The following is a 15,816-nucleotide window of genomic DNA, read 5'->3' on the forward strand; positions in this document are numbered from 1 at the left end:
AGCGTAGGGCAACGCCCGAAAACCGCTGGACCTGCGTGGTGCTCTGGAATGCGTGGACGCATTGGACCGCTTGCACAGCTCACTCGACGCACGGCCACGCCCGGAGGACGTGGCCGCCCTCGTGCTGGAGACGCTGCCCCAGCCGACACGGCGCGAACGCGCGGTGATCGGCAACGTGGCGGCGCACGCGAGCCGCTGGCACGGCTTCTCGGGGATGAGCGACGACTACTCCCGCCCGGTCGGCGCCGCGCGTCAGATCGCCGCGACGCGCCGCGTGTTCGGTGTGGAGGGTGCCGTGGACGCCGACGACCCGTTGTCGGTGCTGGAGTTCGCGTCGTTCGCCGGGGCAGAGATCGACTGGGACCCGTCGCGCACCGATTTCTTCGCCGACCGGCTGAACCGCGAAGCCCGTGCCGCCACCGGCATCGAGCTGTCGAAGCGCCAGTACAACCGCCGTTTCCGCATGCTGCGCAGGCTGACGGCGAAGGCCGGCCGTCTGGAGCGCGCGCAGGAACTGCGCGGCGCCACGCTGCGCGCGTCCGCGGGGTTCGTGGGCGTGATCGACCGCGACCGCTTCCGCGCGGACGTCGACGCCGCCTGCTTCGTCGCGTACTACACCGCGCGCCGCAAGCTGCGCCGCGAGTTCTCGCTCGCGGGCCGGGAGAACCCGTTCGACCAGGTCGCGGACGTCCTGTTCGCGCGCTGCAAGGCGCGCGGGGACCGCACCGACTGGGCGATGATCGCGCTGGCCCACCCGGCCTGGGACGTCCTGCGGCACCTGTCCGCCGAACAGCTCGGCGAGCTGCTCGGCAGGTGGTCCGCGGCGACCAGGTCGGCGGCCGCGGCGCTGGCCCGCCTGTGGCGCTCGGCCGACATCGACCGGGCGACCATGATCGTGCGGTCCGGCGTCGACTCGTCGACCTGGAACGCCTTCGCTGGCGCGTACAACGCCGCCCGCACCGCCTGGATCGGCTGCCTGCACGCGGCCGGCCTGCAGGCGCTGCTGGACGACGCCTGTCCGGGCAAGGCGATGCGCGTGATGGCCGCCGACCTCGCCTGGTGGCACCGCGAGACGGGCGGCGGCCTGCACCCGGACACCTCGGTGTGGGCACGCCTGCCGTTGCCGTGGGAGGTGCTCGACGGCACGGCGACGTGCACGCGCGCCGACGTCGAAGCCGCGTGTCACGAGCACGGCGTCGACCCGGAACGCGCCGCCTGGACGGCACCGCGCACGCACCGCATGATCGCGCGCTTCCGGCCGACCCCGGAGCTGGTGCACGGCGTCGCCGTGTCCGATCCGTTGTGGGCCATGACGTTGCGCCGAGCCCGGGTGTTCAGCGGCAAGCCGTTGAACACCGCGGTATTCGGTGGACAGGACGTCTCCGGCTGAGCAGGCTGTACGACGTTCGGTGGTAGCTCAGTGGTAGAGCGCCCGGCTCTGGGACCGGGTGGACGCCGGTTCGAGCCCGGCCCGCCGAACGTCGTGGAACGCGTAGCTCAGTGGTAGAGCTCCGGCTCTTGATCCGGACGGACGCCGGTTCGAGCCCGGCCGTGTTCCCTACGCCTGAAGAATCAGGTACGCGAGGCCGACCGTGCCGCGCCAGCCGTGCAAGCGGTAGGTGCGCTGGCGGTCGGCCTTCGCCCTGATCTCCGCGGCGTGCGGGGAGTCCGGGTTGCCCAGCAGCCAGCGTTCCCACGCGAGACCGTGACTGTTCTCGAACACGTCCCACTCGTCCTGACTCGCCTGCTCCGCCGCGAGCAACCGGTACCCGTGCGCGAGCGCGAAGTCCACCAGGCCCGCGAGCGACCGGTACTGATCGCGCGGCACCGGCATGGCGGCGAGCTGCTCGTCGCTCGGCTCGCGTTCCCAGAAACCCTCGCCCAGCAACAACTTCCCGCCGGGTTTGAGCAGCTTTTTGGCCTCCGTGAGCGCGTTCTCCGTGTGCACCAACGGATCTCCGCCCCACACCTGGCTGGCGCCGTTGACGATCACGACGTCGGCGGGCTTCCCGGCCTGCCACGCCCCGACATCGGCGACCTGCAGGTCGATGCGGTCAGCCAAACCGCGTGCCTGGGCGTTGGCCTGCCCGTGCGCGATGTCCACCTTGTTGAGGTCGACGCCCGTCGCGGTGGCGGTGGGCGCGGCCTCGAGCAGCCGCAGCAGGAACTCGGCCCAGCCGCACCCGAGATCGAGCACGTGCGCACCGTCGAGCGGGGCGAGCATGCGGATCAGGCGGGCGGCCCGCTCCTCGGACAACGGCCCGTGGAACGTGACGTCCTCGTACAGCGGTGTGATCTCTGGATTTGTCATCGCTGCGCAGGATGGCGTCGGCGGCCTGTTCCGGCAACACCATATTCAGTTGTTGGTGGCAGCACCTCCCCGTAGCGTCAATCGGCGTGGAACTCGTGTGGCGCCCGCTCACGACAGCGGACATCCCAGCGGTGACCGCGCTGTGCGGCGCGGCCGAGGCAGTCGACGACACCGGTGAAGTCCTGTCCGAAGAGGACTTCGCCGAGACGTTCGGCGAGCGGAACCTGCCGCACGGATCCCTGGCCGTCCTCGCGGGCGACACCCTCGCCGCCTACGGCCTGGTCAACGTCCGCCCCGACCCGCAGGGCACCCACCGCGCCGCACTCGAAGGCGTGGTGCACCCGGCGTTTCGCCGCCAGGGCATCGGCCGCGAGCTGTTGTCGCGCCTGGTGACCATGACGCGCCCGCTGCACCTGGAGCGCTACCCGACCTTGCCGCTCGTCACGAGCGCCATGGTCGACGGCAGCTCCGCGGGCCATCTCGCACTCGTCGAGTCGCTCGGCTTCACCGCCGACCGCCGCTTCTACGAGATGGAGGTGGCACTGGGCGAGTCACTCGCCCAGGTGCCGATCCCGGCCGGCTACGAGATCGTGCCGTTCTCCGCCTCCCGCAACGAGGAGACCCGCCTGGTGTGCAACGCGGCCTTCGCCGCGCACTGGGCTCCGATCTCACGCAGCCCCGAGGTGTGGGCATCGTCCTTCACGGACAGCAAGAGGTTCGTCCCCGATGACTCCTTTCTCGCGCTGGAGCGCGCGTCTGGTGCGGTGGTCAGCTTCGTGTTGTCGCGTCACTACCCGGCCATCGAAGAGGCGACCGGCGTGCGCGAACTGTGGATCGGTGATGTCGGCACCCTCGCTGAGCACCGCGGCCGTGGTGTGGCCTCGGCGCTGTTGAGCTGGACGTTGGGCCAGGCTCGTGCGCGGGGGTATGACCGTGCCGGGTTGTCGGTGGACACGGGCAACTCGACTCCCGCGCTCGGGGTTTACGAGCGGGCGGGGTTCTCGGTGGTGCGGACGTGGATCGACTACGGGCTGCCGATCGACCTCGCTTGAGCCGACCCGACGGGTGGCTAGGCCGGGACGGCTGGCCGGGGTGGCTGGCAGGGTGGCTCGGCTCGTGGCCGACCGGCGGTGGCCCGCGTTGGGTTGGGCCTTGCGTGCGGGGAAGCTGAGCTCAACCCTCGAGCGACGGCGCGGAGCCGTGGTGGCCGGCGTGTCGCTGGGAGGGCGAGCCGATCTCAAGCGACGGCCTGAGTTTGGTCACCCGTGGTTGCCGGGGGCGCGGTCCGGACGTGGTCGCGCCTGACGTGAGGCTGCGGGGGTCCGGGGCTGTCGCGCTCGACCGGTGAGATGCTGGCCAGCTCGACGGCAGGCAGTACAAGGACGATGGCGGCTCCTGGTGGTCAGGTGCGGGTGGGCCGAGATGGCGGTGATCAGGCGCCAGCCCGGCCCGGCGCACGACTAGTGGGACTCCGGCTCGTCCGGCTGCCCGATGCAGAACTGGTTGCCGTCCGGGTCGGCCAGCACCGTCCAGTTCAGGCCGGGGACGTTGTGCTCCGTGATCTCCGTGGCGCCGAGCGACACCAGCCGGGCGACCTCGGCGGCGCGGTCGGGGACGTGGGCGTCGAAGTGGACGCGGTTCTTGCCCGGCGTGGCGTCCGGCACCTGCTGGATGCCGATGGCGGGGCCGTGTTCGTTGTTCGGGGCGAGGACGATGAACTCGCCCCAGTCCTCCTGGATGGTGGTGTTCAGCGCGGCCGTCCAGAACGACGCGAGCTTGCGGGCGTCGCCCGTGTCGATGGTGATCATTCCGATGGTCATGGACATGGGAGGGACGCTACTCAGGGGGTCTGACAATTTTGGTTTACGCAGCTCAGACCCCTTAAATCCACCAAAACAGGCCTGCCGGGCCGACAGTTCGAATTCGTCAGCCGGGCAACCAGTACGCTGCTCCAACAGCCGTGAAATGAGGAGTACCCACCGTGATCACCAGGATGTCGTCGCTGTTCCTGCGCACGCTTCGCGAGGACCCGGCCGACGCCGAAGTGCCCAGCCACAAGCTGCTGGTGCGCGCCGGCTACGTCCGCCGTGTCGCGCCGGGCGGATACTCCTGGCTGCCGTTGGGACTCCGGGTGCTGCGCAACGTCGAGGCCGTCGTCCGCGAGGAGATGGACTCCTTCGGCGCGCAGGAGATCCAGTTCCCCGCCCTGCTGCCCAAGGAGCCCTACGAGGCCACCAACCGGTGGGAGGAGTACGGGCCGAACCTCTTCCGGCTCAAGGACCGCAAGGGTGCCGACTACCTGCTCGGCCCCACGCACGAGGAGATGTTCACGCTCACCGTGAAGGGTGAGTACAGCTCCTACAAGGACTACCCCGTCACGCTCTACCAGATCCAGACCAAGTACCGCGACGAGGCGCGTCCCCGTGCGGGCATCCTGCGCGGCCGCGAGTTCCTGATGAAGGACTCGTACTCGTTCGACCTCACCGACGAGGGTCTGAGCGAGTCGTACCAGAACCACCGCGACGCCTACATCCGCATCTTCGACCGGCTCGGCCTGGAGTACGTGATCGTCTCCGCCACGTCCGGCGCGATGGGCGGCTCGGCGTCCGAGGAGTTCCTCGCCGTCGCCGAGACGGGTGAGGACACGTTCGTGCGCAGCACCGAGTCCGGCTACGCGGCGAACGTCGAGGCCGTCGCGACGCCCGCGCCCGCGGCCCAGTCGATCGACGACAAGCCCGCCGCGCAGGTGCACCACACGCCGAACACGCCCACCATCGAGACGCTGGTGGACTTCCTCAACGCGAACACCGACCGCAAGTTCACCGCGGCGGACACGTTGAAGAACGTCCTGGTCAAGGTGCAGCAGCCGGGTCAGAAGGACTGGACGCTGCTCGCCGTCGCCGTCCCCGGTGACCGCGAGGTCGACTTCAAGCGCCTCGAGGCCGCGCTCAGCCCGGCCGAGGTCGCGATGGTCGACGAGGCCGACTTCGCCAAGAACTCGTTCCTGGTCAAGGGGTACATCGGGCCGGGCGCGATCCAGGCGAACGGCATCCGATTCCTCGCCGACCCCCGTGTCGTCACCGGCACGGCGTGGGTGACCGGCGCGGACAAGGCCGACCACCACGTGGTGGACCTGGTCGCCGGCCGCGACTTCACGCCGGACGGCGTCATCGACGTCGCCGAGGTCCGCGAGGGCGACCCGTCGCCCGACGGCAAGGGTGTGCTGGTCGCCGCGCGCGGCATCGAGATCGGCCACATCTTCCAGCTCGGCCGCAAGTACGCGGACGCGTTCTCGCTGGACGCGCTCGGCCCCGACTCGAAGCCCGTCCGCATCACCATGGGCTCCTACGGCGTCGGTGTGTCGCGGCTGGTCGCGGCCATCGCCGAGCAGTCCTACGACGAGCGCGGCCTCATCTGGCCCCGCAACGTCGCGCCCGCCGACGTGCACGTGGTCGTCGCCGGCAAGGACGAGACGCTCGTCGCGGCCGGCGAGGACTTCGCCAAGCAGCTCGACGCCAAGGGCGTGAAGGTACTGCTGGACGACCGCAAGGCGAGCCCCGGCGTCAAGTTCGCGGACGCCGAGCTCGTCGGCATCCCGACGATCCTGGTGGTCGGGCGTGGCCTGGCCAACGGCGTCGTCGAGGTGAAGGACCGCAAGTCGGGCGAGCGCGTCGAGGTGCCGGTCGCCGAGGTCGTCGACCACCTGGTCGGTCTCATCAGGAGCTAGTGCCGTGACCGCCAGCCTTTGCCGCGTCTTCCGGCGCTCAGCAGGGCGCCTCGCGGCACCGGCCCCGCGCCCCCGTACAACCAGTACGAGGACGCGGGGCCGGCACCACGATGCACCCGTCTGACCACCGAAAATACGGGGCAAAGGCCGACGGTCACGGCACTGAACGAACTGAACGCCGGGTAGCGCGCTGGGGGTGGGTGCGCTACCCGGCGTTCAGCGTTTCTCCGCAGCGGGGGTCAGCCCGCGCGGCGGTCGGTGAGGTCCAGCTCCGGTGCCTCGAACCAGGCCACCGCACGCTCCTGCTTGAGAGCACGCACGGCGCGTGGCAACTGGTCAGCCACGACATCGCGTACGAGAGCGTGCCGGAAGCCGTACTCGATCTCGCCCGTCTCGCTGTTGCGACCCTGACGGCGCAGGAAGTCGCGTTGTTCCAGCAGTTCCAGGGCCTTGGCCACGTCGCCGGGTTCGTGCCGGCCGGTCGCGGCGACGGCGCCGGGGGAGACGAGGTCGCCCACCACGGCGGCGTCCTGCAGGACGGCCTTCACGGCGAACGGCAGCGAGTCCAGCTGAGCGGTGATCACGCTGCGGACCGAGGGCGGGACCGGCAGCGCACCGTCGTTCTGCAGACACGGCATGCGTGGGTCGGACACCATGCGGGCGTACTCGGTGGCGAACAACGCGTTGCCACCCACGCACCCGACGAGGGCCTGCCAGAGTTCGGCGGACAGTTCGCGGGTCTCCAGCAGCGAGTTCAGCAGGCTGCGAGTTCCGTTGTGGGACAACGGTTCCAGGCTGATGGTCGTGGCGTTGCGCTTGCCGCCGAACCACGACGGGCGACGCTGCAGGAGTTCGGGACGGGCCGTGGCGATCACCAGCAGCGGTACGGAACCGGCGTGCTCGCTGAGTTCCTCGACGAAGTCGAGCACCACGTCGTTGGCCCAGTGCACGTCCTCCAGGAGGACGACCAACGGGCCGGAGTCGGCGATCTCCTCGAGGAAACGGCGCCACGACGGGAAGTCCGCGGGCACGGCGGAGTGCGGCTCGGCCAGACCGGCCAGGCTGGCGTGCAACCTGTCCGCGAGCTCGCCGACGCCGACCAACGAGGAAATAGCGGCCCGCAGCGTCTCGGGTGAAGCGAAGCCGCGGACGACATCGGAGAGCGGACCGTAGCCGTGGTCGTCGCCGAAAGCCGTGGCGGTGCCGCGCAACGCGATGACCTTCGACGAGGTGCAGGCACCGGCCAGCTCGCACACCAGCCGCGTCTTGCCGACGCCGGCTTCACCCAGCACGGTCACGAAGTGCGGCCGGCGGCGCGTGCGAACCTCGTCGAGAAGCCCTTGCAGCACGAACAGTTCGCGCTCGCGCTCGACGAACGGCACAGCGGCCTGCGAGCGCCGGGTAGCGCCACGCGGGGACACGCACGAAACAGCCTGCCAGCCACCGGTGGTTGCGGGATCGTCCGCCCACGTCACGGAAGTGCTGGCGTCACGGCTCGCCGTGCAGGCGCGGACAGCGCCGAGCGGAGAGAGCGCCATCAGCTGACGGCACTGGTCGAGCAGCACGCCGGTCGCGGTAGGAGCACCGGCGGACGGCAGGCGAACCAGCGCGTCGCCGGTGGCCACACCGATCTGCACGTCCGCGACAGCAGAAAGACGGTCGCGGATCGCCAACGCCGAACGCACGGCGCGGTCAGCGTCGTCCTCCGAAGTCCGCGGCACACCGAACATCGCCAGGAACACGGAGCCGACGTTGCCGCCAACAACTCCGCCGAGGCGCGAAACCTCAGCGTGTACGACAGAAGAGACTTCCTGGTGCACCGTGTCGACGTCTTCGGGGTCGCCGTCGCCGGCCGCGAGACCGAGCTGGGCGGACACCATCACGACGCTGACGAGCTTGCGCTCCACCATCGTCACGTCCACGTCCATCGCCGGCAGAGCGGGCTCTGGAGCACGCGGCGCGGGCGGCGTGATGATCACCGGGGCGGAAACGGGAGAAGGTTGACCGACGGCGAGCAGGTGCCTGCGTTGCACCGACGGAGGAAGGTCCAGCGCGGGGGCGTGGTCGAGGATCGCGCGCTCCAGTTCCTGGAGCTCACGGCCCGGCTCCAGGCCGAGTTCCTCCACCAGCGCCGCCCTCGTGCGGCGATAGACGCTCAGCGCGTCCACCTGCCGGCCACACCGGTACAGCGCGAGCATCAGCTGTCCGTTGAGCCGTTCGCGATACGGCTCGACCTCGATCAACGACTCCAGCTCGCCGATGATCTCGTAGTGCCTGCCGCAGGCGAGCTCCGCCTCGAAGCAGTCTTCCTGCGTCGCCAGCCGCCAGTCCTTGATGGCGGTCAGCTCCGGCCAGTTGATGCCGGTCTCCGCGAGATCCGCGAGCACCGGTCCGCGCCACAAGCTCAGTGCCTTGCGGAGCACCTTCGCGGCTGCGGGCCAGTTGCCGGTGGACAGTTCGTTCCGGCCCTGTTCGGTGAGCTGCTGGAAGCGCGACAGGTCGAGGGAGTTCGGGTCCACGCGCAGCAGGTACCCCGGCGCGTGGGTCAGCAGCAGCGCGGAACCCTCCGGGCCGCTGCCGTGTGGGGTGAGAACGCCACGCAGTCCGGAGACCGCGTTCTGGAGCATCTTGCGCGCGGTGGGCGGGACGTCCCGCGACCACAGCGCCTGGAGCAGTTTGCTGGTCGCCACCACTCGGTTGGCGTGCAGCAGGAGGAAACCCAGAGCCGCGCGCTGCTTGACTCCGCCCAGCGGCACGGGCATGTCGTCATCGAGGACTTCGAGTGAGCCCAGCAGGTGGAATCGCATGGTTCTGGCCTCCTTGGGTGGTCATCCGGACGAAGCGGAGTGATCAGCGCCAGGGGGTGTCGCCGTCCGCGGGCACCTTGATGTGCTGCTGCCACGGCGTGTCGCCGTCGGACGGGATGAGGCCCTTGAGCCACGGTGTGTCGTCGCTCGTCACGCCGATGCTCGGGGGCGACCCGATCCAGGGAGTGTCGGGGTCGGCCTGGGCGGTACCGGAGAAGAGCGAGAGTGCCAGGGCCGCGGGGACTGCGGAGAGAACCAGAGCGGCAACGGTCATCTTGCGGATCATGTCGGCCTCCTCGTGCTTGGACCTAGGCTTGAGTTGTGCTGGAGACGTCTTCGAGCGGCGTCTGAGAAGGAAGTTAGAAGTGCCGCCCATCGCGGCTCTATCGCGTACCCACCGCGTATCAATCGGCCGTGATGGCGGCGCTGAAGTGACCAATTGAGACACCGGAATAGCTGAGCGTGCGGTCAGCAAACTGGTGTTACTACGCAGGGTGGTTGCTTATCCGCGGAATTAGGTGCGGTGTACCGCAATGGTTGGGTGCGGTTAGCGATCCGAACGAACGGCTTGTGCCGCTCGGAGTAGTCGCGATGAGGCGTTCAGGCTGCTTGGCGGCATGACGTACGATCGCCGTGAAGTTGGCCACCGGAGCCGGAATTCTGGGGCGGACGTACAACTTGATCTGCCCCGTTGTTCCCGATCTGATCAGGTCCAAATGAGATGCCTATTGAGATCGGGCGCATTATGGTGGATCGTTACCCGATACACAAGAAGGATCTTGACAGTTTTCTCCGACGAGACTAACTTCGGAGATCATCACCCATGCGAGTGACCGTCTGCAGTTGTCGCCAACGGGAGGTCAAACACGGGATGTGAAACATTTTCATATTGTAACCCGATCTTGAGGTGTCGCCCTGGAGTGCCTTTTTCCGCTTCTTCGGCCGAATTGCACTAACGCGAGTAAGCCGCATCCGTAAATGCAATTCCGTCACGGAAAGTCCGTCGCGGTAATCGTCCGGAGCGTGAGGTGTTGGGGCTTTGCGAGAGGTAAAGGCGCGAGGGGTCGTCGGTCATGAGCTCCGCCCCTGATGAGAAGCTGATTTTCAAGCTGCTCGGCCCGATCGAGGTAATCGGCGCCGAGGAGCAGGTTCAGGTACCCCCGGGACGTCAGCAGACGATCCTGGGCGCCCTGCTGCTCGAGGCCAACCGCGTCGTGAGCATGGACCAGTTGATCGACCTGGTCTGGGAACACACACCGCCGTCGACCGCACGGGCGCAGATCCAGATCTGCGTGTCCGCGCTCCGGCGGGAGTTCGCGCGGGTCGACGTCGAGGCCCAGATCGAGACCCGGCAGCCCGGCTACCTGCTGCGAGTCGCCGGCGACCGGATCGACAACTTCCTCTTCGAACGCCGTGTGGCCGACTCCGACGCCGCCGTCCGTCAGGGACGCATGGAAGAGGCGTCCGCGATCCTGCGCGGGGCACTGGGCCTGTGGCGCGGACCCGCACTCGGTGGCGCCGCGGCGACGTTGCAGAACAAAGCACTTCGCCTGGACGAGAAACGCCTGTCGGTGCTGGAGAACTGCATCGACATCGAGTTGTTGCTGGGCAGGCATCACGCGCTCATCGGTGAATTGCAGAGCATGGTGACCGAGTACCCGTTGCGGGAACGCCCGCGCGGTCAACTCATGCTCGCGCTGTACCGCTCCGGCCGGCAGTCTGAGGCGCTCGACGTCTACCGCTCCGGCCGCGACCTCTTCATCGAACACCTCGGCCTCGAACCGAGCGACCAGCTGCGCAAGCTGGAGACCGCGATCCTGACCGACGACGAGGTGCTGCGCCTCGACCAGGAGAAGTCGGTCCCGGTCACCGTGCAGAACGTCGTGTCACCACACCAGCTTCCGGCGACCATCTCGGACTTCATCGGCCGCCAGGACGTCGTGGCACGTGCCGAGACGGTGCTGTCCGGCGACCACATGACCATGCCCGTGGTGAACATCTCGGGCAAAGCGGGCATCGGTAAGAGCGCTCTCGCGGTGCACGTCGCGCACCGCGTCGCCGCGGAGACCTACCCGGACGGCCAGCTCTACTGCGACCTCCGCGGCACCCAGGCCCAGTCGGCCACACCGGCCGAGGTTCTCGGGCGGTTCCTGTCGGCGTTGGGCGCCGTCGGGTCGACGTTGCCGGACGGTGTGGACGAGCGCGCGGACATGTACCGCAGCATGCTCGCCAACCGCCGTGTGCTGGTGGTGCTCGATGACGCGGGCAGCGAGTCCCAGGTGCACCAGTTGTTGCCGGGTTCACCGACGTGCGGTGTCGTCGTCACCAGCCGTACCCGGTTGACCGGCCTCGCCGGGTCTCATTTGGTCGACGTCGACTTCATGGACTCCGACGACGCCCTGGAACTGCTGGGACGCATCATCGGCACGGAGCGCCTGGCGAGCGAACCCGTTGCGGCGGCGGCATTGGTGGACGTCGTGGGAGGGCTCCCACTGGCGCTGCGCATCATCGGCGCACGGCTGGCCGCCCGCCCGCACTGGACCCTCGCGTCGATGGTCGGCCGCCTCGCCGACGAACGGCACCGGCTCGACGAGCTCGTGCACGGCGACATGGTCGTACGCGCCAGCCTGTCGCTGACCTACGACGGCCTGGAACCCGACACGTGCCGGGTGATGCGGCTGATGTCGTTGCTGGAAGCGGAAAGCCTCCCGGTGTGGACGGCGAGCGCGCTCACCGACGACGAACGCCACCGCGGCTTCGACCTGCTGGAACGCCTCGTCGACGCACAGTTGCTGGACGTGGTCGGCAGCGACATCACCGGCCTGCCGAGATACCGGTTCCACGACCTGATCCGGTTGTTCGCCAAGGAACAGCTCGCGGTGCACGAGTCCCCGGCCACCCAGCTGGCCGCGGTGGAACGCGTCGCCGGCGGCTGGCTCGCGATGGCGGAGCAGGCCCACCAACGCCTGTACGGCGGTGATTTCACGGTCCTGCACGGCAATGGTCAACGTTGGCAACCGCACGCCCCGTACCTGGACCAGGTGCTGCACGACCCGCTGGGCTGGCTGGAAAGCGAGCGGCCGAACATCTGCGCGGCCGTGCTGCAGGCCGCCGACGCGGGCCTGGACGAGCTGTGCTGGGACCTCGCGATGACGCTCGTGACGTTGTTCGAGACCCGCAGCTACCTCGACGACTGGCAGCAGACCCACGAACGCGCGCTGGACGCGGTGCGCAAGGCGGGTAACAAGCGCGGCACCGCGGCCATGCTGTGCTCACTGGGGTCGTTGCACCACAGTCAACGGCGGATGGAGTCCGCCCGCGCCGCGCTGGAACCCGCGCTGGAGCTCTTCACCGAGCTCGACGACGCCCACGGCCTCGCGCTGGTGCGGCGCAATCTCGGTCTGCTGGAGTACAACGAGGGCCGCCCGGAGCTCGCCACCCGGATCTTCGAGCAGTCGCTGGTCGGCTTCAAGCGTGTTGGCGACGTCGTCGGCCAGGCGTACGTGGTGTCTCAGCTGGCGCAGCTGTCGCTCGACCGCGGTGAGCACGAACTCGCGGTGGGACAACTGCGTGGCGCTCTCGGCATGTGCCGGGAGATCTCCAGCCCGCGCGTCGAGGCACAGGTGCTGTACCGGCTCGGCGGCGCGATGCTGGTGCAGGGCCGCTACGAGCAGGCGCAGCAGCTCATCACGTCCGTGCTGGGCATGGTGCAACGGTCCGGCGACACCGTCGGGGAGAGCTACGCGCTGCACTCGCTCGGCCTGATCCACGGCCGGATGCGGATGTTCGCCGAGGCCGGCCGGCTGCTGCGGCGCGCGATCCGGTTGTGCGAGGAGAACCTCGACCGGGTCGGTGCCGCGCGGATCCGGCTCGACCTGGCGCAGCTGGTGTCGCAGCGCGGCGAGACGTTCCACGCGATCGCCATCGTGGAGCAGGCGATGATGACGTTCCAGGAGCTGCGGCTCGCGCTGTGGGAGAGCAAGGCGCTGGCCGTGCTGGAGAAGATCACGGCGGAGAACCCGCTGCCCGCCGCTGTTCCGTCCAACGGCGGGGCGCGCTAGCTCAGGTCGTCGGCACCAGTGAGTCGATCATCTTCTGCAGCTCGGCCTCCTTGGGCAGCGGCGGGGTCGTGCCGCCTCCACCGCCCTCCAGGTCGCCGTTGATCGCCAGCACGTGCAGCTTGTTGCTGCCGTTGAGCATGATGACCTTGACCATGCCCTTGCTCGCCAGGCACTTGTTGGCCGACTGGGTGACGGTGGCGTCGACCTGCACGCCGTCGACGACGACCTTCTTGCCGTCCTTCTGCGTGTGCTGGATCTTCACCGGCTTGGGCTCGGTCAGCGTCACCTGGGGCTGACCACCCGACGAGTAGTACTGGGTCGCCAGCGACTTCGTGAACTCGGTGGCCGTCTTGTTGAGGTCGCCCTTGGGCAGCAGCGCGCCGCCGTTGGTGCCCTTCGTGTACGGCTTGTCCTCGCACTTGTAGTCGCCGTACGTGGTGATGCCGGTCAGCGAGATGCCGTCGTACTTCTCGACCGGGATGCTGGCCCCGTCGATGACTTCCCAGCTCTTGGGGACCTCGTAGGTGTACCCGAGGCTGGTCTGCACGCACGTCACGCCGTCGTTCTTGCCGCAGGCGGGGTCGCTCGGCTGCGCCGAGGCGCTCTGCGGCGTGGACGGGTCGTTCTGCGCGCCGGGATCCCCGGAGTCGCGCGAGAGCAGGAACCACGTCAGGCCGCCGCCGACCAGCAGCACGAGCACGACCGCGCTGAGCACCAGGAAGAGCGTCTTCTTGCTCTTCTTCGGCGGCTCGTTGTCGAACCCGCCGTACACGCCGAGGCCGCCGTACGCACCGCCGTAACCCTGCTGCGGGAAACCGCCGGTGCCGGGGTAGCCGCCGGTCTGGTAACCACCGGTCGGGTGGTCGCCCTGCTGCTGGCCCCAGCCCTGCTGGTCGTTCCAGCCGCCCTGTCCGCCGCCACCTGGGTAAGTCACGCGCAAACGGTACCTGGTGGGTCTGACAGACCTTAATTCATCAAGCGTTGACTTCCGGTGCGTGTCGGGCGTAGCGTCCTGCCCATAGAATTCAACGACTGATGAACTTTGGAGGCCCGTGATGCGTACTGCGCTGGTCACCGCTGTCGCAGGCGCGGCGGTGGCTTTTCTCCTGGGGTTGCTGACGTTCGGCGTGCAGGCGACCGTGCACCCGCACGATGTCCCGCTCGCGGTCGTGGCACCGCCGCCGATCGCCGAGAGGGTGCAGGCCGCCGATTCGGCGGAGGTGGATCTCAGAGTCGTGTCCGCCGACCAGGCCCGGACCCTGTTGGCGGACAAGGAGGTCTACGGCGTCCTGGAGATCGCGCCCGGCCAGGCGACGATCCGGCTGAACCCGGCCGTCAACCCGTCCGGCACGCAGGTCGCGCAGCAGGTGCTGACCGGTGTCGCGCAGGGTGCCGGGCTGCCGGTGAAGATCGAGACCCAGGCCGTGTCCGCCGCCGAACGCACCGCGCCGCTCGCCGCCTCGGCACTGCTGTGGGTCGGTGGCATGGTCGCCGGACTGCTGTTCGTGGTGCTCAAGGGCCGGCGGTTGCGGCTGGTGTCGTCGCTGACGGCCGCCGTGCTGACCGTCGGTTCGGTGGCCGGGTTGCTGGCCTGGTGGGGCGTCACGTTCACCGCGGGCGCGCTCGGTTTCCTGCTGGCGGTCGCCGTGTCGTTCGCGTTGCTGCAGGCCGGGTTGTTCAAGCACCTCGGCATCCGCGCGATGGGCGTGCTCGGTCTGCTCTACCTGATGGCACCCGCGGTCGCGGGGCAGGTGCCGGAGCTGCTCAACCCGGTGTACCGCGCGGTGCTGTGGTCCTGGACGCCGTTCCGGTTCTCCACCGAAGGGTTGCGCAGCCTGATGTACGGCGGGTCCATCGGCACCGAGTGGTGGGTGTTCGGCGGGATCGCGCTCGTCGGTCTCGTGCTCGCGCTAGCCGGCAAGGAAGCTCAGGCGGACGGTCCGGACGGGGTTGTCGACGTTCGTGTCGACGAGGCAGATCGACTGCCAGGTACCCAGCGCCAGCACACCGCCTAGTACCGGGATCGTCGCGTACGGCGGCACCAGCGCGGGCATCACGTGGTCACGGCCGTGGCCAGGGGTGCCGTGCCGGTGCCGCCACCTGACGTCGCGGGGCAGGATGCGTTCGAGCGCGGTCAGCAGGTCGTCGTCGCTGCCCGCGCCCGTCTCGATGATGGCCACGCCGGCGGTCGCGTGCGGCACCCACACGTGCAGCAGGCCGTCGCCGTTCTCGCTGCTGAGGAACCGCTCGCAGTCCCGAGTGAGGTCGTACACGACCTCTTCGGCTCCGGTGCGGACCTGGATCTCCTCGCTGCGCATGGAGTCAGATACTACGAACCACCCGCGCGGGGTTGCCGACCGCGAGCACGTGATCAGGCAGGTCACGCGTCACGACGCTGCCGGCGCCGACCACCGTGTTGTGCCCGATGGTGACACCGGGACACACGATCACACCGCCGCCGAACCACACCTTGTCCCCGATGACGATCGGCGCGGTGGTCTCCCAGCCCGCCACCCGCGCCTCGTGGTCCTCGATCGGGTGCAACGCCGTCAGCAGCTGCACCCGCGGGCCCATCATCACGTTGTCGCCGATGGTGACCGGGCCGCAGTCGAGGATGATCCCGTCGTAGTTCATGAAGCTGTTCGAGCCGATGCGGGTGTTGTACCCGTACTCGATCTGCAGGCGTGGCAGCAGGACGGTGTTCTCGCCGATCTCCGCGACGAAGTCTTTGAGGATCGCGCCCATGCCTTCGTAGTCACCGGGCTCGAGCGCGTTGTAGCGGTTCATCTCGCGCCAGGCTCGTTGCCGGTCGAGCTCCAGCTCGGGGTCCATCGCGAGGTAGGGCTCGCCGTTGATCATCTTGTCGCGGTTGGTTCCCATGGCCCGCAGTATTCCGCGCGTACATTCACT

12 protein-coding genes and 2 tRNA genes are annotated in these 15,816 nt (G+C 68.8%); 7 read left to right on the forward strand and 7 right to left on the reverse strand.

The window, feature by feature from the left end:
• Positions 1 to 52 precede the first annotated feature (52 nt).
• The 3 genes from ACIA8G_RS38510 to ACIA8G_RS38520 all read left to right on the forward strand — a co-directional run bounded on the left by ACIA8G_RS38510 (position 53) and on the right by ACIA8G_RS38520 (position 1,558).
• Positions 53 to 1,390 carry a hypothetical protein gene (locus tag ACIA8G_RS38510; protein WP_396423713.1) on the forward strand — a complete coding sequence of 446 codons (1,338 nt, stop codon included), beginning with the start codon at positions 53 to 55 and terminating at the stop codon, positions 1,388 to 1,390.
• Between the two features lie 16 nt (positions 1,391 to 1,406).
• Positions 1,407 to 1,479: transfer RNA gene (locus ACIA8G_RS38515), tRNA-Gln, on the forward strand.
• Between the two features lie 7 nt (positions 1,480 to 1,486).
• Positions 1,487 to 1,558: transfer RNA gene (locus ACIA8G_RS38520), tRNA-Lys, on the forward strand.
• Here ACIA8G_RS38520 and ACIA8G_RS38525 read toward each other — a convergent pair.
• Positions 1,559 to 2,311, reverse strand: a complete 753-nt coding sequence (locus tag ACIA8G_RS38525) for an SAM-dependent methyltransferase (protein ID WP_396423714.1) — start codon at positions 2,309 to 2,311, stop codon at positions 1,559 to 1,561. It lies immediately after the preceding tRNA gene.
• 86 nt (positions 2,312 to 2,397) lie between these two features.
• On the opposite strand from ACIA8G_RS38525, the gene ACIA8G_RS38530 reads away from it, so the two are divergent.
• Positions 2,398 to 3,363 carry a GNAT family N-acetyltransferase gene (locus ACIA8G_RS38530; protein WP_396423715.1) on the forward strand — a complete coding sequence of 322 codons (966 nt, stop codon included), beginning with the start codon at positions 2,398 to 2,400 and terminating at the stop codon, positions 3,361 to 3,363.
• 408 nt (positions 3,364 to 3,771) lie between these two features.
• Here the strand turns inward: ACIA8G_RS38530 and ACIA8G_RS38535 are convergent, their stop codons facing one another.
• Entirely contained in the window at positions 3,772 to 4,137 is a 366-nt protein-coding gene (locus ACIA8G_RS38535; RefSeq protein WP_396423716.1) for a VOC family protein, read from the reverse strand.
• A 155-nt stretch (positions 4,138 to 4,292) separates the two neighbouring features.
• Here ACIA8G_RS38535 and ACIA8G_RS38540 point away from each other — a divergent pair, with 155 nt between their 5' ends.
• Positions 4,293 to 6,038 carry a proline--tRNA ligase gene (locus ACIA8G_RS38540; protein WP_396423717.1) on the forward strand — a complete coding sequence of 582 codons (1,746 nt, stop codon included), beginning with the start codon at positions 4,293 to 4,295 and terminating at the stop codon, positions 6,036 to 6,038.
• 239 nt (positions 6,039 to 6,277) lie between these two features.
• Here the strand turns inward: ACIA8G_RS38540 and ACIA8G_RS38545 are convergent, their stop codons facing one another.
• The gene (locus ACIA8G_RS38545) at positions 6,278 to 8,845 is read right to left on the reverse strand and encodes a BTAD domain-containing putative transcriptional regulator (protein WP_396423718.1); all 2,568 of its coding nucleotides are present in this window, start codon (positions 8,843 to 8,845) and stop codon (positions 6,278 to 6,280) included.
• Between the two features lie 43 nt (positions 8,846 to 8,888).
• Positions 8,889 to 9,131 (reverse strand): hypothetical protein, encoded by a 243-nt coding sequence (locus ACIA8G_RS38550; RefSeq protein WP_396423719.1) that lies wholly within the window; start codon positions 9,129 to 9,131, stop codon positions 8,889 to 8,891.
• Between the two features lie 787 nt (positions 9,132 to 9,918).
• Here ACIA8G_RS38550 and ACIA8G_RS38555 point away from each other — a divergent pair.
• The gene (locus ACIA8G_RS38555) at positions 9,919 to 12,906 is read left to right on the forward strand and encodes a BTAD domain-containing putative transcriptional regulator (protein WP_396423720.1); all 2,988 of its coding nucleotides are present in this window, start codon (positions 9,919 to 9,921) and stop codon (positions 12,904 to 12,906) included.
• Position 12,907: 1 nt separating this feature from the next.
• On the opposite strand, the gene ACIA8G_RS38560 is transcribed toward ACIA8G_RS38555, so the two are convergent.
• Positions 12,908 to 13,840 carry a hypothetical protein gene (locus ACIA8G_RS38560; protein WP_396423721.1) on the reverse strand — a complete coding sequence of 311 codons (933 nt, stop codon included), beginning with the start codon at positions 13,838 to 13,840 and terminating at the stop codon, positions 12,908 to 12,910.
• Between the two features lie 121 nt (positions 13,841 to 13,961).
• On the opposite strand from ACIA8G_RS38560, the gene ACIA8G_RS38565 reads away from it, so the two are divergent.
• A complete protein-coding gene (locus ACIA8G_RS38565; RefSeq protein ID WP_396423722.1) occupies positions 13,962 to 14,921 on the forward strand; it encodes an ABC transporter permease in 960 nt (319 codons plus the stop codon).
• Here the strand turns inward: ACIA8G_RS38565 and ACIA8G_RS38570 are convergent.
• On the reverse strand, positions 14,817 to 15,224 hold the full coding sequence (locus ACIA8G_RS38570; protein WP_396423723.1) for a YjbQ family protein: 408 nt from the start codon (positions 15,222 to 15,224) through the stop codon (positions 14,817 to 14,819). The two genes, ACIA8G_RS38565 and ACIA8G_RS38570, sit on opposite strands and share 105 nt — an antisense overlap.
• 4 nt (positions 15,225 to 15,228) lie before the next feature.
• Positions 15,229 to 15,786 carry a sugar O-acetyltransferase gene (locus tag ACIA8G_RS38575; protein ID WP_396423724.1) on the reverse strand — a complete coding sequence of 186 codons (558 nt, stop codon included), beginning with the start codon at positions 15,784 to 15,786 and terminating at the stop codon, positions 15,229 to 15,231.
• Between the last annotated feature and the right edge of the window lie 30 nt (positions 15,787 to 15,816).

It is taken from the genome of Lentzea sp. NPDC051213 (assembly GCF_044455585.1).
Lineage (GTDB): Bacteria > Actinomycetota > Actinomycetes > Mycobacteriales > Pseudonocardiaceae > Lentzea.